At 76.1% G+C, this 21,322-nt stretch carries 12 protein-coding genes, 1 tRNA gene and 1 pseudogene; 8 read left to right on the forward strand and 6 right to left on the reverse strand.

From position 1 onward, the window contains the following. Positions 1-12: 12 nt before the first annotated feature. From B085_RS0123620 to B085_RS0123640, 5 genes are read left to right on the forward strand one after another with little or no spacing between them, the layout of a single operon-like run. A complete protein-coding gene (locus B085_RS0123620) occupies positions 13-867 on the forward strand; it encodes a DUF4132 domain-containing protein (protein ID WP_018561071.1) in 855 nt (284 codons plus the stop codon). Then, positions 864-5,849: a hypothetical protein gene (locus tag B085_RS0123625; RefSeq protein ID WP_018561072.1), complete on the forward strand. Its 4,986-nt coding sequence runs from the start codon at positions 864-866 to the stop codon at positions 5,847-5,849. Before B085_RS0123620 ends, B085_RS0123625 begins: the two co-directional genes overlap by 4 nt. Next, positions 5,846-7,021 carry an ATP-binding protein gene (locus tag B085_RS0123630; RefSeq protein WP_018561073.1) on the forward strand — a complete coding sequence of 392 codons (1,176 nt, stop codon included), beginning with the start codon at positions 5,846-5,848 and terminating at the stop codon, positions 7,019-7,021. Before B085_RS0123625 ends, B085_RS0123630 begins: the two co-directional genes overlap by 4 nt. Before the next feature lie 4 nt (positions 7,022-7,025). Next, positions 7,026-10,688: a vWA domain-containing protein gene (locus tag B085_RS0123635; protein WP_018561074.1), complete on the forward strand. Its 3,663-nt coding sequence runs from the start codon at positions 7,026-7,028 to the stop codon at positions 10,686-10,688. Then, positions 10,685-12,457 carry a hypothetical protein gene (locus B085_RS0123640; protein ID WP_018561075.1) on the forward strand — a complete coding sequence of 591 codons (1,773 nt, stop codon included), beginning with the start codon at positions 10,685-10,687 and terminating at the stop codon, positions 12,455-12,457. Before B085_RS0123635 ends, B085_RS0123640 begins: the two co-directional genes overlap by 4 nt. Positions 12,458-12,835: 378 nt before the next feature. Here the strand turns inward: B085_RS0123640 and B085_RS0123645 are convergent, their stop codons facing one another. Continuing rightward, positions 12,836-13,690, reverse strand: a complete 855-nt coding sequence (locus tag B085_RS0123645; RefSeq protein WP_018561076.1) for an ABC transporter permease — start codon at positions 13,688-13,690, stop codon at positions 12,836-12,838. After that, positions 13,687-16,362 (reverse strand): alpha/beta fold hydrolase, encoded by a 2,676-nt coding sequence (locus tag B085_RS0123650; protein WP_018561077.1) that lies wholly within the window; start codon positions 16,360-16,362, stop codon positions 13,687-13,689. The genes B085_RS0123645 and B085_RS0123650 overlap by 4 nt, the downstream gene beginning before the upstream one ends. Positions 16,363-16,481: 119 nt before the next feature. Here B085_RS0123650 and B085_RS0123655 point away from each other — a divergent pair, with 119 nt between their 5' ends. After that, the gene (locus B085_RS0123655; RefSeq protein WP_026251356.1) at positions 16,482-17,447 is read left to right on the forward strand and encodes an aldo/keto reductase; all 966 of its coding nucleotides are present in this window, start codon (positions 16,482-16,484) and stop codon (positions 17,445-17,447) included. Here B085_RS0123655 and B085_RS0123660 read toward each other — a convergent pair. Beyond that, complete coding sequence (locus B085_RS0123660) at positions 17,444-18,385, reverse strand: transketolase family protein (protein WP_018561079.1); 942 nt, start codon at positions 18,383-18,385, stop codon at positions 17,444-17,446. The genes B085_RS0123655 and B085_RS0123660 overlap by 4 nt on opposite strands. A gap of 29 nt (positions 18,386-18,414) precedes the next feature. Then, complete coding sequence (locus B085_RS0123665) at positions 18,415-19,116, reverse strand: transketolase (protein ID WP_018561080.1); 702 nt, start codon at positions 19,114-19,116, stop codon at positions 18,415-18,417. A gap of 54 nt (positions 19,117-19,170) precedes the next feature. Between B085_RS0123665 and soxR the strand changes: the two genes are divergently transcribed. Then, positions 19,171-19,650 (forward strand): redox-sensitive transcriptional activator SoxR, encoded by a 480-nt coding sequence (gene soxR, locus B085_RS0123670; protein WP_018561081.1) that lies wholly within the window; start codon positions 19,171-19,173, stop codon positions 19,648-19,650. On the opposite strand, the gene B085_RS0123675 is transcribed toward soxR, so the two are convergent. Then, positions 19,631-19,921: a YiaA/YiaB family inner membrane protein gene (locus tag B085_RS0123675; protein WP_026251357.1), complete on the reverse strand. Its 291-nt coding sequence runs from the start codon at positions 19,919-19,921 to the stop codon at positions 19,631-19,633. The two genes, soxR and B085_RS0123675, sit on opposite strands and share 20 nt — an antisense overlap. 179 nt (positions 19,922-20,100) lie before the next feature. Here B085_RS0123675 and B085_RS0123680 point away from each other — a divergent pair. Next, positions 20,101-20,174, forward strand: a tRNA-Pro gene (locus tag B085_RS0123680). 326 nt (positions 20,175-20,500) lie between these two features. Here the strand turns inward: B085_RS0123680 and B085_RS47335 are convergent. After that, positions 20,501-20,692, reverse strand: a pseudogene (locus tag B085_RS47335) (IS110 family transposase); the annotation flags it as partial. Between the last annotated feature and the right edge of the window lie 630 nt (positions 20,693-21,322).

Genomic DNA, 21,322 nt, shown 5'->3' on the forward strand with positions numbered 1-21,322 from the left:
AGGGAGGCACGCATGGGGTGGGTATCGGTGGGCGACTACGAAGTCGCCCTCGACGAGGGGAAGGTCGTGTGCCGCAACGCGGCGGGCCGCCGGCTGAAGTCGGTGCCCGCCAAGCTCGCGGACGACCCGGTGATCACGGGGCTGCGGCAGCTCACGGAGTGGCTGGAGCGTCACGAACGCCGGTGTCTGGCCGACGTCGAGCGCTGGATGGTGCGTTCGCTGCCCGTGCCCCTCTCCGTGATCGGCCGCGTGTGGCCCGACCCCGCGTGGCGGGCGGCCCTGCGGGACCTCGTCGTCACCGGGGAGGACGGACAGGTCGCCGGCTTCCTGCGGGACGCCGGCACCGAGCGCGGCCTCGGCCTGGTCGACCTCGACGGCGACACCGTGCGCATCGCCCCCGACATTGTCCGCATCCCGCACCCCGTCCTCCTCGAGGACCTGGCGGAGCTGCGGGAGTTCGCCGTCGAGCTGGGCGTGGAGCAGAAGGCGCACCAGCTCTTCCGCGAGGTGTGGCAGCGGCCCGCCGGACTCGACCCGGAGGGCACGCTCGTCGACGAGTACGCGGGCGGCACCTTCAAGGAGCTGCGCTTCCTGCACGGGCGTGCCACCTCCCTCGGCTACCGCGTGCGCGGCGGGCACTCCGTCTGCCCCGTGCTGGAGGACGGCCGCTCCGTCGAGGCCCGCATCTGGATCGGCGACTACGACGGCTGGAGCGAGACCGAGACGGGCTCCCTGTCCTGGACCGACACCGCCGGCAAGGCCCTGACGTTCCGTCAGGTCGGACCGGTCGGCTGGTCGGAGGGCATGCGCATGGCGGCCGCGCTCTACGCGGGACGCGACATCGAGGACGAGGAGCAGGCGGCATGACCACGTACGACCCCACCACCACGGCCGCGCTGCTCGACGCCGGCGCGGTGCTGCCCCCCGGCACCACCACCCGTGAGGACGCCGACACGCTCACCGTCCGCACCTACACGCACCCCGTGCTGGACGACCGGCGCGTCGTCCGCCTCGTGCCCGGCACCCTCGGGGAGGCCGAGGACCTCGCCCTGGACTTTCTCGGCCTGACCCGCCAGGACGAGGCCCCCGAGGTCGGCCAGGTCCGCCGGGAGACCCTCGGGTTCCCCGCCTGGGCCCTGGTCAACGACCCGGCCAACGGGCACCACGCGCTCGCCCTCGTCAAGGACGTCGAGCGGCTCGCCCGGATGGCCAAGTCCCGCGCCGGCGCCGCCAAGGACGGCTTCGACGCGCTCGCCGAGCGCCTGGGCCGCGCCGTACCGCACTTCCTGCCCACCTTCCACGAGCAGGCGGCCCGCGTCTTCCTCCAGCACGAGAACACCACCTACGCCGCCGCCTTCTTCGGCAAGGCCCGCGCCGCCGAGCGCGTCCACGGCCTCGCCGTCGACGAGGACCGGCAGCGCGCCGTCTTCCTGGAGTTCGCCTTCGCCGGTGCCCTCACCGTCAAGGCCCTGAAGGAACACGTCAAGGACCTGGCGCGGCGACTGGACCCGGCCGAGGCCTGGCGGCAGTTCCGGCAGCTGACCGTGGAGCGCTGCGCCGCGGGGATGCCCCCTTACGCGTCCCTGCCGCAGGACGCCAGGAGCCTGATCAAGGCCGCAGGGCTCGACCGGGTCACCGAGGAGTGCGCCCTCGTCGCCGACCTCGTCGCCTCGCCCGCCGTCGTCCGCGCCCCCGGCTCCTTCTGGACCGCCTACCGCGCCACCCTCGCCCTCCTCGCCGAGCGCGAACCGGCCGTCCGCGCGCGGCTGCTGGAGATCATGCCGGCCGGAATCGGCCGCGACGCCGAGGCCGACGAGTTCTGGCTCGCCCTGCTCGCCGAGACCGGCGCCGACACCCTGCTCACCGGCGAGGCGGGAGAGGCCGCGCGGGCCGTCGACGCGGCCGACTGGCTCAGCCGCTGGGCGAGCCACCGCAAGCACGGCTCCGCGAGCGCGGACCGCTCCCCGGCCACCCTCGCCCTCGTCGCCCGCATGGCGCCCCGGCTGCGGGCCGACGGCCGGCCCGTCGACCTCTTCGAAGGCCGCTGGCACGCCGGCGCGGAACTCGACCTGCTCGACCTGTGCGCCGCCGAGCGCGTGCCGCTGACCGTCCCCGCCGAGGACGTCGCCGTGCACCTGCCGCTCCACCGCTGGCTGGACACCGCCGACCCCGCCCGGAGCGACCTCGCCGCCACCGGCGCCGACCCGCGCCTGCGCCGCCTGCTGCACAAGGCCGTCGGCAACCTCGGAGAGGACCGCGGACTCCCCGGCGTGCTGGAGGCCCTGGCCGGCCACCCGGTGCTCGGTGACGTCCTGCGCGAGTGGCTCGACGAGGCCGCCGGCCAGTTCACCCGTGCCGCGGGGCTGCCGGCCGCCCGTACCGCCATCGGCCGGCTGCGCCCCTTCCGCTCCGTCGCGGCCCGGGTCAACCCGGCGGCCGTGGCCCGCGTCGCCGGACACGAGATCGCGCCGCTGCTCGCCCGCACGCTCCGCGAGGGCATCCTCGACGAGCTGGGCTGGCCCGCCCTGGACGAGGGCCTGCGCCTGCTCGACGCCGCGGTCGCCCAGAACAAGGACAACACCCTGATCGTCGCCGAGGCCTGGCCCGCGCTGATCCTCGCCCGCGGGGACAAGGCCGTCGTCGTCGGTCCCGACAAGGTGCTCCTCGACCACGACCTGCGCATCCCCGTCGAACTCGACTGCTGGAACCGCCCCCGCTTCCGCTGGGCCGACGACGAACTGCTCGTCATGTGGTGGAAGGACGGCAAGCAGTCCGGCTACTGGTCCGCCCGCCCCTCCGAGGTGTTCACCCTCGGCGGCGAACAGCTCCCGCACGGGTGGCACGACCATGTCGCCGCCCCGTCGATCCCGCTGCCCGGCGGCGGCCGCGCCACCGGCGGCCGCACCCTGCACGCCGGTGACACGGTGCTGCCGCCCAGCCGCCCCGTTCTCGGTGACGGCACCACGCTCTGGCGCCAGGGCAAGCAGGGCCGCCACCAGGTGTGGATGGAGTACGACCCGGCCACCGGCACCCACGGCCGTGCCTCACTGCCCGCCTTCCTCCGCTCCGGCATCCTCGACGGCGCGCGGCTCAGCCAGGAGGACTGCGAGGTCCTGCCGCTGCAACCCGGCCTCGAACAGAGCCCCTTCGGCACCGACGGCACCGTCCTCGGCCGCTGGGTCCGCGTCGAGGGCGAGGGCGAGGAGGCCCGTACCGTCGCCGGCACGCCCGACGGCCGTACCGTCGCGTTCCCCACCAGGAAGCGGAAGTGGAACCGCTGCGTTCCGCTCGGCGCGCTGCGGCTCCCCGGCGGGGCCGAGCCCCTCGTCGCGCTCACCCACCAGAAGGTGTCGCTGTACGCGGCGGGCGACGTCACGGGTGACGACGAGCTGGGAAGCGTGACGCTCACCGAGCAGGGCGGCGAGTTCGCCGCCGGTATGCGCTACGTGCCGACGCTCGCCTACTGGCACGCCCTGCGCCCCCGCGACGAGCGGGCCTCGGCGGTGCTGCGCGCGCTGACCGACGAGCAGGCCGCCGAGCTGCTGCGCGTCACCGCGACCGCCCTGGCCGAACGTCAGGCCGAGGCGAGCAGGACCAAGAAGTACACGGGCCCGACCTCGGATGAGGTCGCACGGGCCGCCGTCACGGCCGTGCTCCCGGGGCTCACCGACGAACGGCTGCTCATCGGCGTCACCGCCCTCGTCCGGGGCACGCTGCGGCACGCCGAGTCCGCCGCCTCGTTCATCGCGCCCCCGGACGAGGGATCCAAGCGGGCGCTGCGGCGCAGCGAGGGCATGTTCGCCGACTACAAGCCGCAGCACGGCGACGACACCACCCTGCGCTCCGCGACGGAGGGCATCGCCGACCAGCGCAGCCATTCGTGGTGGGGCGGAGGCCCGCGGTGGAGCGTGCTGCGCCAGATCCGCGCGGTCAACCACGTCCTGTCCGGCAAGGAGGCCGACGGCAAACCGCTGCCGGATCGCGCCAAGCTCGGCGCGCCCGGCGGCGGCTGGCGCAGCGAGGAGCACACCGTCCCCGGCATCGGCATGGTGTGGTTGTCCGTCCTCGCCGTGCTGCGCCCCCTGGCCTACCGCGCCGCAGCCCCCGTCACCGGTGACACGGCACGAGAAGGGCTCCTGCTGCTCTTCGACGCGATCACCGAGGGCCCGCTGGCCGTGCCCGGGGCCGGGCTCCGCGAGATCGTCCTCGGCGAGAAGCACGACCGGCAGCAGCGCGCGGGCCAGGTCCTGCGCAAGGACGGGCGCACCGTCGTGATCCTCGGCTGCAAAAACGTCGACGGCGACCGCAACCGTGTGAACTGGCTGGCCCTCGACCACGACCCCACCGGGGCCTTCGGCGCCGTCGCCCACTTCACCCTGGAGGACGAGACCGACCGCGCGCCGGTCTTCCCCGCCGAACGGCTCGCCGCCGTCGCCCGCCTCATCCGCGACAAGGGCGCCGCGCCGTGGCGCCCCGACACCCCCGGCGTCCTCGCCGCGGCGACCGGCGGCGGCCTCGGCCCCGTCCAGGCGACCCTGCTGCTCGCCGGGCGGCCTCAGGAAGCGGATGCCGAAGCGCTGGCCCTCATCAACCTGAAGCCCGCTCAGCGGAACCTCGGCAACGGCCTGTTGAGCCCGCTCTCGCAGCAGGACCACGCCGCCCTCGTCGGGGCCCTGCTCCCCGACGATCCCGCCGCCCTGTGGAGCAGCGGCCCCGACACGGCCGCCGCCGGCCGCGTCTGGGAGGAACGCCTCGGCTCCGTCGTCCGCCTGCCGGAGGACGTCGCCGCGGAACTCGCCGGCGTGCCGGCCGCGTCCGCCGAGGCCGTGCTCAACCCCACCCGTACCCCCTGGCTGAGCCGTACCACGGTGCAGCGACCGGACAAGGACGGCGACCTCGTCCCCGCCGACCCCTCGGCGCTGCCCGGACGCTACGACATCACCCGCTCCGTGGCCGTGCTCGCCGGTCTCGCCTACGGGCTGCCGTACGGGCACCCGCTGCGCGCGGCCCTCCCCGAGGGCCTGGCGGCCCTCCGGCGGCGCGTCGCCGACCCCGGTCTCCTCCTCGACCTCGACGTCGCGTGGACGGAGAAGGGCGGCCCCACCGCCGTCCAGATCCGTCAGGCCCACGGGCTGCCCGCCACCGGCGGCGCCGACGCCCACGGCCTGACCCACGTGGGCGACGCGCTGGTGCTCCGCCCCTGGTACGGCGACACCGAGACGGTGCTGGTCCGCCCCGCCGGGCTGACCGGGCCCGAGGACTCCGTCTTCGGCCTCGTCGAGGGGCTCGTCGGCACGCAGCGCGCGGGCGGGATCCAGGCGCTGCGCGCCGTGCTCGGCGACGAACTGGCCCGCGCCGTCGCGGCGGACGGCGAGGCCGGCGCACCCGCCGGCCATGCCCAGGACCCCACGTTCTCCGTGCCCGCCCTGGTCACAGAGGTCGCCGCGTTCCACGGCCTGAGCGAGGACGCCGCCGCGCTCTACCTGCAACTGCTCGCCCTGCCCGACCCCACGGACCGCAACTGCGCCCGCTGGACGGGCTGGAAGCCGGCCCGTATGAAGAAAGCCCGCGCGGAACTGGCCGCGACCGCCCTGGTCGTCGAGGCCAAGCGGTCCCGGGCCGGCCGCACCCTGTTCCTGCCCTGCGGTTGGCGCGACCTCAAGGCCCCGGCCGTTCCTGTGGAGACCTGGAAGGAAGGGCTCTACCCCGTCCGCGACCACACCCGCGTCGTGCCCCTGCTGCCCGTGCCCGAGCTGTTCGCCCGCGCCTGGGAACGCGTCCGCGCCGGCGACGCCCCCGCGTTCGAAGAACTCACCACCCGTGCCACCCGGAAGGGCCGCCGCCGATGACCACCACAGCACCCGCCCCCGCCCCCGCCGCGCGGCAGGTCATCCCGCCCGAGGACCGGTACGCCACCGAACTCGCCTTCCTCGCCGCCCACGACGGCGGACCGCGCCCTCCCGCCTGGCTGCTCACCCCGCGCGCCGTCGTCACCTTCGTGATGGGCAGCGACGGCCGGGCCCTGCGCCTGCCCGACGACGCCGAGGCCGCCGAGGGCGTGCCGCGCCGCCTCGTCGTCGAGGGCAAGTTCGTCGGCGACCGCGCCCTGGTGGAGCGGTGCGTCGTCACCCTCGCGGGGGAGCGCGGCCTGCTCCTCGTCGGTGAGCCCGGCACCGCCAAGTCGATGCTCTCCGAACTGCTGTCGGCCGCGATCTGCGGCACCAGCGGCCTCGTCGTCCAGGGCACCGCGGGCACCACCGAGGACCAGCTCAAGTACGGCTGGAACTACGCCCTGCTGCTCGCCCAGGGCCCCAGCCGGCAGGCGCTCGTCCCCTCACCCGTGCTCACCGCCATGACCCGCGGCGCCGTCGCCCGCGTCGAGGAGGTGACCCGCTGCCTGCCCGAGGTGCAGGACTCCCTGGTCTCCCTGCTCTCCGAACGGCGCATCGCCGTCCCCGAACTCGCGGGCGGCGACGACGCCCTGGCGCACGCCGCCCCCGGCTTCACCCTGATCGCCACCGCCAACCTCCGCGACAAGGGCGTCTCCGAGATGTCCGCCGCCCTCAAGCGGCGCTTCAACTTCGAGACCGTCGGCCCCATCGGCGACCTCGACGCCGAGACGGCTCTCGTGCGCAGCCAGTCCCGCGCCGCCGTCGAACGGGCCGGCGCCCCGTACGAGGTCGACGACGCCGTCCTGGAGGCCCTCGTCACCGCCTTCCGCGACCTGCGCGAGGGCCGCTCCGCCGAGGGCTGGGAAGTCGAGCGGCCCTCCACGGTGATGAGCACCGCGGAGGCCGTCGCGGTCGCCGGCGCGCTCGCCCTGGCCGCCGCGTACTTCCCCGGAGACCGCGACGTGCTCGGGCTGCTGCCCGGCCACCTCCTCGGCGTCGTGCGCAAGGACGACCCGGCCGACGCCGCCCGGCTGCTCGGCTACTGGGACGGCCCCGTGCGGCGCCGCGCCGAGCAGGGCTCCCCGACCTGGCGCACCCTGTGGGAGCTGCGCGCCGTCCTGGAAGGCTGAGCACGTGCCCCTGCCCCTCACCCCGGACGAGGCCGTCGCGGTCCTCACCGACCCGTCGGCGCCCTACCTCGTCGGCGTACGGCACCACGCACCGTCCCTGGCGGCCGCGCTGCCCGCACTGCTCGACGGGGCCGAGCCCGACGTGCTGCTCGTCGAACTCCCCGGCGAGATGCAGGAGTGGCTGCCCTGGCTCGCCCACGAGGACACCCGGGCCCCCGTCGCCCTCGCGGCCGCTCCCGGCGACGGGGGCGGCGGCCCGGCCTTCTACCCCTTCGCCGACTTCTCGCCCGAACTCGCCGCCGTCCGCTGGGCGGCCCGGTGCGGCGTCCCCGTCGTCGCCTGCGACCTGCCGCTCGCGGACCGCGCCTGGGACGCCGGACGCACGACGGCCCCGACGGGCGACCCCCGGCCCGGACTCCACGCCGCGCTGAGCGCCCGGCTCACCGGACGCCCCGGCGACGACCTGTGGGACCGCCTCGTCGAGGCCGGTGCCCCGGGCTCACCGCCCGAAGCGCTGCGCCGCGCCGCGCTCCTGACGGGATGGGCGCTGCGCCGGGACGCCGCCGAGGGGGCCGGCGTGCCGGCCCTCGACCTGCGCCGCGAGCGGTGGATGCGGGCCCGCATCGCCGAGGCAGCCGCGGACGGCCGCCGCGCCGCCGTGGTCGTCGGCGCCTTCCACGCCCCGGCCCTGGTCCCGGCCGGCCTGTGGCCGCAGGGCAGTGCCACGGCGGAAGGCCCGGAGGCACCGCCCGTACCCGGAGGCGGCGCGGCCTGGACGACGTCCCTGATCCCCTACGCGTACCCGCTGCTGGACGAACGCTCCGGCTATCCGGCGGGCATCCGCGACCCCGAGTGGCAGCACATGGTGCTGGAGGCGGCCGGCGACCCCGGCGCCCTCGACGAGGCGCTCACCCGGGCCGCCGTCCGCATCTGCGCCGAACTGCGCTCCCAGGGACACCCCTCGGGCCCCGCCGACGCGCGCGAGATCAGCCGGCTCGCCGGTGACCTCGCCCGGCTCCGCGGGCTGCCCGCGGCAGGCCGGGGCGAACTCGTCGAGGCGGTGCAGACCGTGCTGGCCCAGGGGGAGCCGTACGGCCGCGGCCGGGCCGTGGCGCGGGCCATGGAACGGGTGCTGGTCGGCACCCGCGGCGGCCGCCCCGCGCCCGGCGCGCCGCGCAGCGGCCTCGCCCCCGCCGTCGAGGCGGAACTGGCCGCACTGGGCCTGCCCGCCCCCGGCCCGGACGCCGCGGCCCCGGCCGACGCCCGGGACCTGCGCCTGGACCCGCTCCGCTCCGATCTCGACCGCCGCCGCGAACTCCTGCTGCGCAGGCTCGCCGTGTGCGGCGTGCCCTACGCCGAAGCGAAGGACGTCAGGGGAGCGGCCGGCGCCGAGGGCCTCACCACCCGATGGGAGGTCCGCTGGACACCCGCCACCGCGGCCATGCTCACCGCCGCCGGGGTCCGCGGCGTCACCGCCCACCAGGCCGCCGAGGGCGTACTGCGCGAACGCCGCCGCCAGGAGACGGACGAGGGCGGCCCCACCGCGGCGCAGACCCTCGCCGGACTCGCCCAGGCCGCGGAGTGCGGGCTGCCCGCGCTCGCCGGGGAACGCCTCGCCGAGACCGGCGAGGTGCTCCCCGCCTCCGGCACCCTCCCCGAACTCCTCGCGGGACTCGCCCTGCTGGACCGCGTCCGCGCCGGGCACATCGCCGGGCTCGGCGCCGACGAGGCCCGCGCCGCCCGCGTCACCGCCGTCGCCGAGCTGCTGACCGCTGCGGCCGTCCGCCAGGTCGACGGCCTCACCGGCTCCGAGGACCCCGCCGACGCGCACGCGCTGCTCGAACTCGCCCACCGCGCCGACCTCCTGGGCGGCGTCCGCCTGACCGGCGCGCTCGCACGGCTCGCCGCGGACGGCTCCCCCCTCATGCGCGGCGCGGCGGGCGCCGTCCGGGTCCTCCTCGGACACGAGGCGGCCGAGACCCTCGGCGCCCGTGCCGCCTCCTGGGTCGACGCGGCGGGCGACCCCGACTCCCGCGCCGCCCTCACCGCGCGGCTGACCGGACTGCTGACGGCGGCCGGCCCGCTGCTGGAGGCCGCCGCCCCCGCGCTGGAACCGCTGCTCGACCGCGTCCGCGACCTGCCCGACCGGGCGTTCCTCTCCCGGCTCCCCGCCCTGCGCGGCGGCTTCGACACCCTCAGCCCCGCCGCCCGCGACCGCCTCCTGGCCGCCGTCGAGGAACGCCTGGACGCGGAGGGCATCGCCGACACCGCGGGCGTCGACCCCGTCGCCCTCGCCACCTGGACCCGCGCCGACCTCGCCGCCCGCGCGGCCCTGGACCGGCTCGCCCTGCTCCCGCGCGAGCGGCCCGAGGCGGCGCCGACGGCCGCCGCGGCGGCGGTGGTTCCCGCGGAGCCGGACCCCACGCGCGAGCCGCCCGGCGGTGCCACGGGTACCACGACGGTACGGGCCCCCGGCGCGCGGTCGTCCGGCACGCGGCAGCCGGCCGCCGCTCCCGGTGACCCGGGCGCGGCGCACGCCTCGGCGGCCCGCACCCTCGCGCCCGCCGACCGGTGGCGCCTCGTTCTGGGCCGCCGGGCCGACCGGCTGCCGCCCTCCGCCGCGGCCCTGGCCACCGCGCTCGACGAGCTGTACGGCCACGGCCGGGGCGAGGGCAGCCGCGGTGACCTCGGCGGCCACGGCGCGGCCGGCGACCGCGGTGGCCGCGAGGCGCCCTACCCCGGGGTGCGCGAATGGTCCGAGGAACTGGCGGCGCTGTTCGGGCCCGGCATCCGCGAGGAGGTGCTGGCGACCGCCGCCGCGTCCGGCCGCAAGGACGCGGTCGCCGAACTCGACCCCGACAGCGTGCGCCCCTCCGTCGACCTGCTGCGGACCGTCCTGCGCCACGCGGGCGGGCTGCCGGAGGCCCGGCTGGCCGCGCTGCGCCCGCTCGTACGGCGTCTGGTCGAGGCATTTACCCGCCAACTCGCCACCCGGCTGCGCCCGGCGCTGCACGGCACCGCCCTGCCGAGGCCCAGCAGGCGCCCAGGCGGCGGCCTCGACCTGGCCCGTACGCTGCGCGCGAACCTGGCCACCGCGCGCCGCGCTCCCGACGGCACCGTCCAGGTGATCCCGGAGCGGCCGGTGTTCCGCGCCCGGGCGCAGCGGGCCGCGGACTGGCGGCTGATCCTGGTGACGGACGTGTCGGGGTCCATGGAGGCCTCCACGATCTGGGCCGCGCTCACCGCCTCCGTCCTGGCCGGGGTGCCCACCCTGTCCACGCACTTCCTGGCGTTCTCCACCGAGGTCATCGACCTCACCGACCACGTGGCGGACCCGCTCTCCCTCCTCCTGGAGGTGAGCGTCGGCGGCGGCACCCACATCGCCGCCGGGCTGCGGCACGCCCGCGAACTGGTGACCGTGCCCTCCCGCACCCTCGTCGTGGTCGTCAGCGACTTCGAGGAGGGGTATCCGCTCGGCGGCCTCCTGGCCGAGGTCCGCGCCCTGGTCGGAGCCGGCTGCCACGTCCTGGGCTGCGCCAGCCTCGACGACGCCGGGCGCCCCCGCTACTCCACCGGCGTCGCCGGGCAGCTCGTCGCCGCGGGCATGCCGGTCGCCGCCCTCAGCCCCCTCGAACTCGCCCGCTGGGTAGGGGAGAAGATCACATGAACCAGCAACTCCCCCCGGTCGCGCCCGCCGTGACCGCGGAACTCGTCGAGGCCCTCTCGCCGCGGCTGCGCAAGCGCCTCGACTCCGCGGTGGCCAAGCTCGCGGCCCGCCCGGCCGCCGTCGACGGCGACACCGTGCGGATCGCCGTCGACGACGACACCGACCTCGAACTCCGGGCCCCCGGCGGCACGGTGACCCGGGCCGAGGACGTCCACTGCGGCTGCCTGCTCGCCCCGGACTGCCTGCACCGCGCCGCGGCCGCCTCGGCCGCACCCGTCGCCGAGGCTCCCGGGCCGGCAGCCGGGTCAGCCCTGCCGGAACCCGGCGGGGAACAGGCGCCCGCAGCCGAGCCCGAGACCGCCACCCCGCAGCAGCGGGCCGCCGCCGGGGCCCTGCGCACGGCGGGCGCCGCCGCACTCGACGCGGGCGTCGACGGCTCCGGAGCCGTCGTCCAGGCCGAACTGCTCAGGGCGGCGCACTCCGCGCGGCTGGCCGGACTGCCCCGCGCCGCGGCCGCGGCGGTCTCCGTCGTCACCCGGCTGCGCGCCGCCCGCGCCGACGACCCCGGGCACCGCCTCGCCGACCTGGTCGCCGTGCTCCGCGAACTCCTCGGCACCGCCCACCGCGTGCCCCACGCCACCGGCACCGAACTGGCCGCCGTGCGCGGCACCGCCCGGCAGCCGTACACCCCCGACGGCTCGCTGCGGCTGTACGGGCTGTTCTCCGAGCCCGTCCTCACCGCGAGCGGCTACGCGGGCGCCGTCACCTGGACGACGGACACCGACGGCCGCCTCTGCACCGTGTCCGACGTCGCCCCCGGCGGCCCCGGCCGCGCGACGGGCGCCGCCGACCGGGCCGTGCGCATCGGCGACACAGCCCTCACCCACCGCGAACTCTCCCGCGCCGGCCTGGCGGTGTCCGGCGCGACGGTCTCGCCCACCGGCCGGCTCGGCGCGGGCGCCGCCGTCCGCGCCGTACGGGCATCCGGCGCCGCCTGGACCGCCGAGCCCCTGGACCGACTGTGGCGGGTGCCCGTCGCCGAGCAGGCCGTGCGCGCCCTCGGCGCGGGCGACGGCCTGCTGTTCCTCGACGTCACCCTGGCCGGCACCGTCCGCGAGGCCGGCGGCGACTGCCTGCTCGCCCGGTGCGGCGACCTGACGATCCGGCTCGCCGCCGCCCACGACCACCCCGCGCTGCCCCACCGCGACAACCTGCGGCTGCTCGCGGACGCGCCGGGCACCCGGCTGCGCGTCATCGCCCGGCTCGACCCCGTCCCGCACCCGCGCGCGCTGCTGCTGGCCACCAGCCACCCGGCCGACCCCGAGGTCCGCGTCGACACCGGACTCGACCGCCTGCAGCGCGCCGACCTTCCCACCGCCGCACCGGCGGTCCCCCTGCCGGCGCCCGACGCGCCCGACGAGGCCCCGGTCCATCTTCTGCTCCGCCGCGTCCAGCAGGCCGCCTCCGGCGGGCGCCGGGTCCTCGCCCTGCCCACGAGTTCGGCCCCCGACTCCCGGCGTCTGCGCCGCGCCGCCCTGCCGACCGCCGCGGACCTGATCGACGACCTCCACCGCGCCGCCGCCGACCGCGGCCGCGACGCCTTCGGCCGCCTGCTGCCCGCCGACACCGAACGCTTCGCCCTCGCCTGGCTGGCCGCCGCCGTCTACTCCGACGAACTCTCCCGCGCCCTGTGCGCCGCGGCCTGGGGCGCCGACCCGTCCGCCGACGCCCCGGTGCCGTCCGCCGGGGCGGTGGGCGGCCCGGCCTGACGGCTCAGCGGCGGAGGGAGCGGCGCGCCGGCGGGCAGCCCTGCGCCGACCAGTCGGGCGGTGTGCACGGCGGCTCGCCACCAGGGCCGGAGCCAGGGGCGAAGACGCATCCGCTCCCTGTGCGGCGCACCCCTGGCGCCGGCCCCGGCCGCCTCGAGCCGCCGCGCGGCCTCTTCGGCGACCCGCAGCGAGACATCCTCCAGAACCACGAGCGGTACGGACTCCAGCAGTCGCCTGCTCCGCCAGGTGCTCGGCCCTCTGACGGACCGAGGCGCCCGTACGACGTCGAGCTTCCGGTCGGCGTCCCCCGGCCCGGTCGGCAGCACGCTGTACGCCGGCTCCTCCGCCCTCCGCCCGCCTCAGGGCTCCGCCCCGCCCTCAGGACACGATGTCCTTCCCCCGGAAGCCGCGGAAGGCCAGTGCGACGAACACCACCGCGAAGGACAGCGACACCGAAGTGCCCTTGAGCATGCCCGACCACTCGAGCCGGGGCTGGAGCGCGTCGATCCAGGCGTACTGCCAGTGCGTCGGCAGGATGTCCCGCAGGGAGCCCAGGGCCGTGATCGCGTCCAGGATGTTGGAGAGGATCGCGACGCCCACGGCCCCGCCGACCGCGCCCAGCGGCGCGTCGGTGAGCGTGGAGAGCCAGAGGGCGAAGCCCGCGACGGCCAGTTGGCCGACGAAGACGTACAGGGCGGCGATCGCGAGCCGGCCCGTCGCGGTGCCCGGGGGCAGCGCGCCGGCCGTGGTGAGCTCCAGGTCGCCCCAGCCGTAGGCGAGCGTGCCGACGCCGAGCGCCACCGCGGGCAGCGCCAGCACGGCGGCCGCGCTGAAGACCAGGGACACCAGCGCCTTGGAGGCGAGCAGCCGCGCGCGGGGCACCGGGGCGGCCAGCAGGTAGCGCAGGGACGACCAGTTGGCCTCCGAGGCGATCGTGTCGCCGAAGAACAGCGCGACCGGGATCGTCAGCAGGAAGCCGGAGGAGACGAAGAGCACCGCCAGCGAGAAGTTGACGCCGGAGGCGGTGGCCACGTCCATCATCGTCGGGCCGGAGTCGCGACCCCGCGGGGTGCCGCCGATGGCGAAGGCCGCCCACACGATCACGGGCAGGCCGAGCACGACGCCGAAGGCGACGAGCGTGCGCCGCCGCAGCAACTGCCGTACCGCCTCGACCCGCAGCGGGAGCGTGCGGCCCGGACGGTACCCCTCGGCCAGTTCCAGGGTCTCGGTCACGCGGGACCTCCGATCAGGGTCAGGAACGCGTCCTCCAGGCGGCGGTGCGGGCCGACCCGCTCCACCGGCACGTCGAGCCGCAGGAGCTCGGACAGCAGCTCCGGCACGGTCATCGCCCCCGGCCGGACGAGCAGCCCGCCGTCCGCGGGCTCGGCCGCCTCGACACCGGGCAGCGCCGACAGCTTCGAGGCGACCGCCTCCCGCTGCTCGCCGGCCATGCCCGGCGCGCCGACGAAGAGCGCCTGCCCGCTCCCGGCGATCTCGCCGACCGGACCGGCGGCGACGAGCCGCCCCTTGTCCATGACGACCAGGTGCGTGCAGCTCTGCTCGACCTCCGACAGCAGGTGGCTGGAGACGAGGACGGTACGGCCGGCGGCCGCGTAGCGGCGCACCACGTCGCGCATCTCGCGGATCTGCGGCGGGTCGAGCCCGTTGGTCGGTTCGTCGAGGATGAGCAGGTCGGGCAGGCCGAGCATGGCCTGAGCGATGGCGAGCCGCTGCCGCATGCCCTGCGAGTACGTACGCACCGCGCGTTCCAGGGCCTCGCCGAGGCCCGCGATCTCCAGGGCCTCCTCGACGTGGGCGTCGGCCGCCGGCCGGCCCGTCGCCCGCCAGTACAGCTCCAGGTTGGCCCGCCCCGTCAGGTGCGGCAGGAAGCCCGCGCCCTCCACGAAGGCCCCCACCCGGGACAGCACGGGCGCACCCGGCCGGATCGCGTGGCCGAACACGCGGATGCCGCCCGCGTCGGGCCGGATGAGGCCCATCATCATGCGCATCGTGGTCGTCTTGCCCGCGCCGTTGGGGCCGAGGAGACCCAGCACCTGGCCCCGCTCGACCCGGAACGACAACTCCCGCACGGCGTAGCGGTCCGCCGCGCCGTGGTACCGCTTGGACAGCCCGGAGATCTCCAGGGGCACGTCGGCGAGGGCCGGGTCCGGCGCCTGCCGCACGGCGCCGGCCCGGCGGCGGCCGGTCAGCAGCAGGGCCGCCGCCAGCGCGAGCGCGCCGACCGGCAGCAGCCACACCCAGGCGGGCAGCGCGCCCTGACCGGTGGTCAGCCCCGGGTCGGTCGGCACGGTCAGCGCGGCGTCTTCGGGCAGGGACACCCGGTACGTGGCGGCCGCGACGGGGGAGGCGTAGCCCAGGTCGGTGGTGGACAGGACCAGCCGCAGCCGGTGCCCGGCGGCGAACTCGTGGTCCACGGCGGGCAGCCGCACCGGCACCGTGCCGTCCTCCGCGACCCGCAGCGGTGCGACCAGCTGGTGCGGCAGCGTCTCGTTGCCGCCGGGGGCCACGTCGTAGAGCTTCGCGAAGAGCACCGCGCCCGCGGGCGCGTCCGTGCCGACGGTGACGCGTGTCGTCGCGGCGCCGGTCAGCCGCAGCGCCGAGCTCAGCGGCGCCGAGTCGAAGGCGGCGCGCTGACCGGGGAAGTCCAGGGACAGCGACAGCCCCTGGCCGAGGTCGGAGAGCTGGGAGAGCGCGCCCACGCCGGGCACCGCCGAGATCGCGGGCGGGCTGCCGCCCGCGGGGTTGGCCACCGTCTGCGCGCGCCCGCCGAGCGGGACCGTCCGGGTCCGCGTGCCCTCCAGGCCCGGGTACGCGTCCGCGTCCGCGCCGCGGCGCACCGCCCTGCCGTCGGTGGTGTCGACGCCTCCGGTCCGGGTGACGCGGAACGCCGGACCGGTGTCGGCCGCCTTGTCCCGCTTCAGCCAGCGGTCGAACCAGGCCGCGGTGCGCGCCTCGATCCGGGACGTCTCCTGGTCGCCGCCGTCGTGCCCGCCGGAGAACCAGTCGACGGCCACGGGCGCGCCGTTCGCGGCGACGGCACGCGCGATGGCGTCGCCCTGGTCCAGGGGGAAGAGGGAGTCGTTCTGGCCCTGCACCACCAGGGTCGGCACCTTGATGCGCCCGGCCACCGAGGAGGGGCTGGAGCGCGTCAGCAGCCGCAGCGTCGCGTCGTCCGGGCGTCCGGCGACGGCCGACCGGTCGTACATCGCGCACAGCTCGGGGGTGAAGCCGCACGTGGCGCCGCGCGAGCCCGTGGAGAAGAAGATCCCCGCCCACAGCTTCTTGAACACGCCCTGCGGGAAGAGCGCTTCACCCAGGTCCCACCAGGTGATCGCGGGCACGATGGCGTCCACCCGCCGGTCGTACCCCGCGGCCAGCAGCGAGACGGCCCCGCCGTACGAGGCCCCCGTGACGCCCACCCGTGGGTCGTCCCGGCCGTCGCGCAGCACCTCGGGGCGCCGGCCCAGCCAGTCGACGAGCCGCGAGACGTCGGCGACCTCCGCGTCGGGGGAGTTGAGCCCGATCCGCCCACCGGAGGCACCGAAGCCGCGCGCGGACCAGGTCAGCACGGCGTAGCCGCCGCGGGCGAGGGACTCGGCCTGGGCCCTCACGTCGTCCTTGCTGCCGCCGAATCCGTGCGCGAGCAGCACCGCCGGGCGCGGCGCCGACCCGCCGGAGGTGAAGTAGGAGGTGTCGATCCGCACCTCGGCGGCGCTGCCCGGTGCCTCGGGCAGGGAGAGGACGCGGTCCTGGCGGCGCACGGGCGCGGGGGAGTCGGCCGTCGCGAGGGTGACGGCGCCGCCACCGGCGAGCAGGGCGAGGGCGGCGGCGCCGGCCGCCAGCCGGCGCCGTGTGCGCCAGGTCCTGGGCAGGGCGAATCGCATGCGTGATCCTCGGACGGGGACGACGGGTGTGACGCTCCCACTATGCATTCCGGTGATCACCCGCGACGTCCGCCTCAGGCACCGGATCGGCGTACTCCACCGGGAGTACGGTGGCGACCGTGCCCTTCGAACGACTCGTCACCGCCCCCCTGCCCCGGCTGGGTCTCGGCCTCGCCGCCGTCGGCCGTCCCGCCTACATCGACCTGGGCCGCGCCGCCGACCTGCCCGCCGACCGCACCGTCGAGGCGATGCGCGACCGCGCCCACGCCGTCCTCGACACCGCCTACGCGCTCGGCATCCGCTACTTCGACGCGGCCCGCTCCTACGGCCTGGCCGAGGAGTTCCTCGCGGGCTGGCTGGACGCCCACCCCGAGGCCGCCGACGTGCTCATCGGCAGCAAGTGGGGCTACACCTACACGGCCGGCTGGCGGGCCGACGCCGAGGTGCACGAGGTCAAGGACCACGCCGCCGCCACCTACGACCGGCAGATCGCCGAGACCCGCGCCCTGCTCGGCGACCGGCTCGACCTCTACCAGATCCACTCCGTCACCCCGGACAGCCCGGCCCTCGCCGACCGCGACCTCCACGCACGCCTCGCCCGGCTGTCGGCCGACGGGGTGGCCGTCGGGCTGTCCACCAGCGGCCCGCTGCAGGCCGAGGCGATCCGCGCGGCGCTCAAGGTGACGGTGGACGGACGGCGCCTGTTCAGCGTCGTGCAGGCCACCTACAACCTGATGGAGCCCTCCGCGGGGCCCGCCCTGGCCGAGGCCCACGACGCAGGTCTGACCGTGATCGTCAAGGAGGCCATGGCCAACGGCCGCCTGGCGACGGCCGATCCCGACTCCCCCCTCGCCGAGGTGGCCGCCCAGACCGGCGCGACGCCCGACGCGGTGGCGCTCGCCGCGGTCCTGCGCCGCCCCTGGGCCGGCGTCGTGCTCTCCGGCGCCGCCACCACCGCCCAGGTCACCGCCAACGCCCGGGCCGCCTCCGTCGGGCTCGACGCGGGGCAACTGGCCCGGCTGGCGGCCCTGGCCGAACCGGCGCCGGCGTACTGGCGGCACCGCGCGGAGCTTCCCTGGAGCTAGCGGACGCCTTGCCCCGCGAGGCCCGCATGGCGGCGGGAGCCCGCCAGGAAGTCCCCGATCCGCGCCCGCAGCCCGGCGGCGTCCAGGCCGTGCGCGGCCACGTGCTCCTGCCAGGTGCCGTACCGGCGCAGTTCCTCCCTGGCGGTGCCCAGCGCGAGGACACGGTGCGGCAGGTCCAGCAGCGCCTCGGCCGCGAACGAAGCCGACGTGCCCGCCAGGTACGGCTCGACGAGCACCACGTCCGCCGCGTCCGCGCCCGCCACGGCGGCCCGCAGTCCTGACGCGTCGAAGGGGCGCACCGTGGAGGCGTACAGCACCGTGACGTCCAGGTCCGCGACCGCCTCCAGCGCGGCGTCCAGGAGCGGGCCCACGGCGACCACCACGCCCGCCCGGCCCTCGCGCAGCACCCGGAACCGGCCCGGCGAGACGGGCCGCGCGTCGCGGTTGGACTGCTCGCTGAGCCGTACGTAGACCCGGTGGTCGTCGTCGGCCGCCGCGTGCCGGAGCAGCGCCTCGGCCTCGTCCGGGTGGCCGGGCACGTGCACGGTCCAGCCGTCCAGGGTGTCCAGCAGCGCGACGTCGCCCGGGGCCTGGTGGGTGCGGCCCCCCGCGGCGATGTCGTACGAGCCGCCCGAGCTGACCAGCACCGCGCCCGCGCCCTGGTGCCCCAGGTCCAGCTTGACCTGCTCGAAGGGGCGTTCCACCAGGAAGCTGCCGAAGGTGTGGACGATCGGCCGCAACCCGGTCAGCGCCAGCCCGCCCGCGACGCTGACCAGCAGCTGCTCGCGGATGCCCACGTCGATCACCCGGTCGGGGTGGCGGCGGGCGGCCTCCGTGAAACGGTCCCCGGAGATGACCGCCAGCACGACGGCCAGCCGGGGGTCCTCGTCCAGCAGGCGGGAGGCGACGGAGGTGAAGCGGTCACGCATGGTGTCCATCGGAAGGTCTCCTCGGCTCGGGGCGGTGGTCACCGCTTGGGCTCGACTCGGGCGACGACGGCGTGCGGCCGTCCGGGGTGCGGTGCGGTGAACGCCTCGTACAGCGCCTCGTGGTCACTGCCGTCGACGCCCGTCACGGACCAGCCCTCGCCCGCGAACAGCGAGGCGGGACCTCCAGGGCGCCGGTAGGTGGCGGAGGTGTTGTCGACGGCGACGACGTGCAGGCCCTCCAGTCCCGTGGCGCCGGCGAAGGCGACGGCCTCGTGGTTGCTGCCCTCGTCCAGTTCGGCGTCGCCGACCAGCACCCACACCGCGGCGTCGGTCAGGCCCTGCGCCCGCAGTCCCAGGGCGCTGCCCACCGCGATCGGCAGCCCGTGGCCGAGCGAGCCGGAGCCGATCTCGGCGCCCGGCACGAGCACCCGGTCCGGGTGGTGGCCGAGCGGCGAGCCGAAGGAGCCGAAGCCCGGCAGCCACTCCTCCGGGAGGAAGCCCTTGGCGGCGAGCACCGCGTAGTACGCCATCGGGCCGTGGCCCTTGGAGAGCAGGAAGCGGTCCCGGCCGGCGTCCTGCGCCGTCGCCGGGGTCACCCGCAGCACACGCTCGTAGAGCACCCACAGCACGTCGAGAGTGGATGTGGCGGCGGGCCCGTGCTTCTCGTCGCCGGTCATCAGCGACATCAGCCGCCTGAGGTCGTCGTATCCGTACGCGGTGTCCGCGCTGGTCGGAGTCATGGGTCGAGGGTGCAACTTCAAGTCGGCTTGAGGTCAAGCGGTACGCTCGGCCCCATGAGCGACTCCGCACCGCGCCGCGACCTCCTGGCCATCGGCGAGCTCGCCGCCCGTAGCGGCCTCGCCACCTCGGCCCTGCGCTACTACGAGGACCTCGGCCTCATCCGCTCCGAGCGCACCGCCGGCGGGCAGCGCCGCTACCCCCGTGTGACGCTGCGCCGCGTCGCGTTCATCCGGGCCGCCCAGCGGGTCGGCCTGTCGCTGGAGGAGGCCGGTGCCGCCCTCGCCCGGCTCCCCGAGGACCGCGCCCCCAGCGCCGCCGAGTGGAACGCCGTCGCCCGCACCTGGACCCGTCGCATCGACCAGCAGATCGCGGAGCTGGAACGGCTCAAGGGCAACCTCACCGGCTGCATCGGCTGCGGCTGCCTCTCCCTGCGCAAGTGCGCCCTGTACAACCCGGACGACACCGCCGCCGCCAGGGGGCCCGGCGCTCGGTACCTGCTGGGCGACGAGTCGGCTACACCCCGTCGACCTTGAACGGGTCGTGCTCGGACAGCAGCTTGTCCAGCCGCGCCTGATCCACCCGGCTCGTCACCTGGCCGGCCTCCTGCCGGTCGCGGACGACCTTGGCGAGCGTGAACGCCGAGGTCACCACGTAGAGCAGCCCCACCGCCAGGAAGGCCCGCACCCACGGGCCGACCGGCAGGTAGGCGATGCCCACGACCATCGCCCCGAGGGCGACGGCGAACGAGATCGCGGCCTGCGCGGAGTAGGCCGCCGTGTTCTGCTGCTGGATCGGATTCGCCATGCCGTAAGCATCGGCCGCCTGGGCCCGCGCCACATGAGTACGGCTACTCATCCGGGTCGGGTACCCCGCCGCGGCGGCGCCCGGCGTGCCGCGGGAATGGTGCGAGCGAGCACCCGCCGACGTGCGGTATTGTTCTCGTGCGCGGTCGGCCGGGCGGGATGCCCCGGACGATCAGGCACCGGGACGTGGCGCAGCTTGGTAGCGCACTTGACTGGGGGTCAAGGGGTCGCAGGTTCAAATCCTGTCGTCCCGACGGTGACGTCGGAGATTTCACAGCGTAAGGGGCCCTCTATAGGGGGTCCCTTACGTATGTCCAGGACTGGTTCGGGGGCTTTCTTCGCTCGCTGTGCTCCCATCGTTCCTGCCCTTCCTCGCCGATGTCACTCTGTGTCGGCCGGCTGTCGCTCGGAGTTGGATCGCCCCGCCTTCAGGTCGGCGGGCCTGCCCTGTATCTGCTCGTCGTTCGCCCAGGTGGTGCGCACCGAGCAGGGGGACACCTCCCGGGCGCCGGGGGACCGCGAGCCTGCCGCAGGCGCGTGACGGTGGTCGTGCTGTTCGCGGACTCGATCATCGTGTGCCGAGGGCGGTGAGCTCGGCGGTGATTGGGTCGGTCGGTTTCGCCGAGCGCAGGGTGCGGGGCCTCGTGCGGGCGGTTTCGGCGATCACCGTGGCGTCCTTCGCGTCGGTCTTGGCCTCGCAGGGGTAGAGGTCGCCTATCCGGCGCATCGCCGGCCCGGACAGGTAGGCGACCTGGCAGCCCGCGTCACGGGACGGCTGGGTGAGTTCCCCGGCCTGGGGGCGGACAGGCCCCTGGCTGGCGTGATTTCACGCGTGATGACGCATTGAGCTCTTTCAGCTGCGGCTCACGAGGCTGAAGTTGTCCGGGACGCCGACACGGCTGGGAACAGCGCGAGACGCATCGAGCACGTCCAAGTCGTCGTCCGAAGCGTCACCCGATCGTCGGCCACTCTGTAAGAGCTCCCTACCTTGTTCGTGGGCTTCGTCCCGGTCATTCGTAGGATCGGGAAGCCCAGGGATTTCGGGTGTGGCTGAAAAAGCTCATGCCGCTGGTGTGGCTTTCAGTGATTGGCCGCCCGGGACCCCGCGATGACACGGCCACTGATGGGGATGCGCGAACAGTCGCTTCGTAGGGACGCGTCGGGGGTGTCGTCCGCAGGGACCAGTGCACGAATCGACGAGGGAGACACCGGTGCCCGAACTGTGGGCGGGGTGAACGCTGGAAGGGCCGAGCATCACTGCACGGTGATCGATGCGGACGGGGCGCGAAGGTCCTGTCGCGGCGGGTGCCGAACGACGAGCACGAGCTGCTGGAATTGATGAGCGACGTGCTGGACCTGGCCGACTCGCCGGCGTCGCCCGACTGGCACCCGTGCCCCAGGA

The organism is Streptomyces sp. BoleA5 (genome assembly GCF_000373665.1).
In the GTDB taxonomy this organism is placed as follows: domain Bacteria; phylum Actinomycetota; class Actinomycetes; order Streptomycetales; family Streptomycetaceae; genus Actinacidiphila.

Coding starts and splice junctions, on each gene's coding strand:
- B085_RS0123620 (WP_018561071.1), top strand. CDS start 13: ATGGGGTGGGTATCGGTGGGCGACTACGAAGTCGCCCTCGACGAGGGG.
- B085_RS0123625 (WP_018561072.1), top strand. CDS start 864: ATGACCACGTACGACCCCACCACCACGGCCGCGCTGCTCGACGCCGGC.
- B085_RS0123630 (WP_018561073.1), top strand. CDS start 5,846: ATGACCACCACAGCACCCGCCCCCGCCCCCGCCGCGCGGCAGGTCATC.
- B085_RS0123640 (WP_018561075.1), top strand. CDS start 10,685: ATGAACCAGCAACTCCCCCCGGTCGCGCCCGCCGTGACCGCGGAACTC.
- B085_RS0123650 (WP_018561077.1), bottom strand. CDS start 16,362: ATGCGATTCGCCCTGCCCAGGACCTGGCGCACACGGCGCCGGCTGGCG.
- B085_RS0123660 (WP_018561079.1), bottom strand. CDS start 18,385: ATGGACACCATGCGTGACCGCTTCACCTCCGTCGCCTCCCGCCTGCTG.
- B085_RS0123665 (WP_018561080.1), bottom strand. CDS start 19,116: ATGACTCCGACCAGCGCGGACACCGCGTACGGATACGACGACCTCAGG.
- soxR (WP_018561081.1), top strand. CDS start 19,171: ATGAGCGACTCCGCACCGCGCCGCGACCTCCTGGCCATCGGCGAGCTC.
- B085_RS0123675 (WP_026251357.1), bottom strand. CDS start 19,921: ATGGCGAATCCGATCCAGCAGCAGAACACGGCGGCCTACTCCGCGCAG.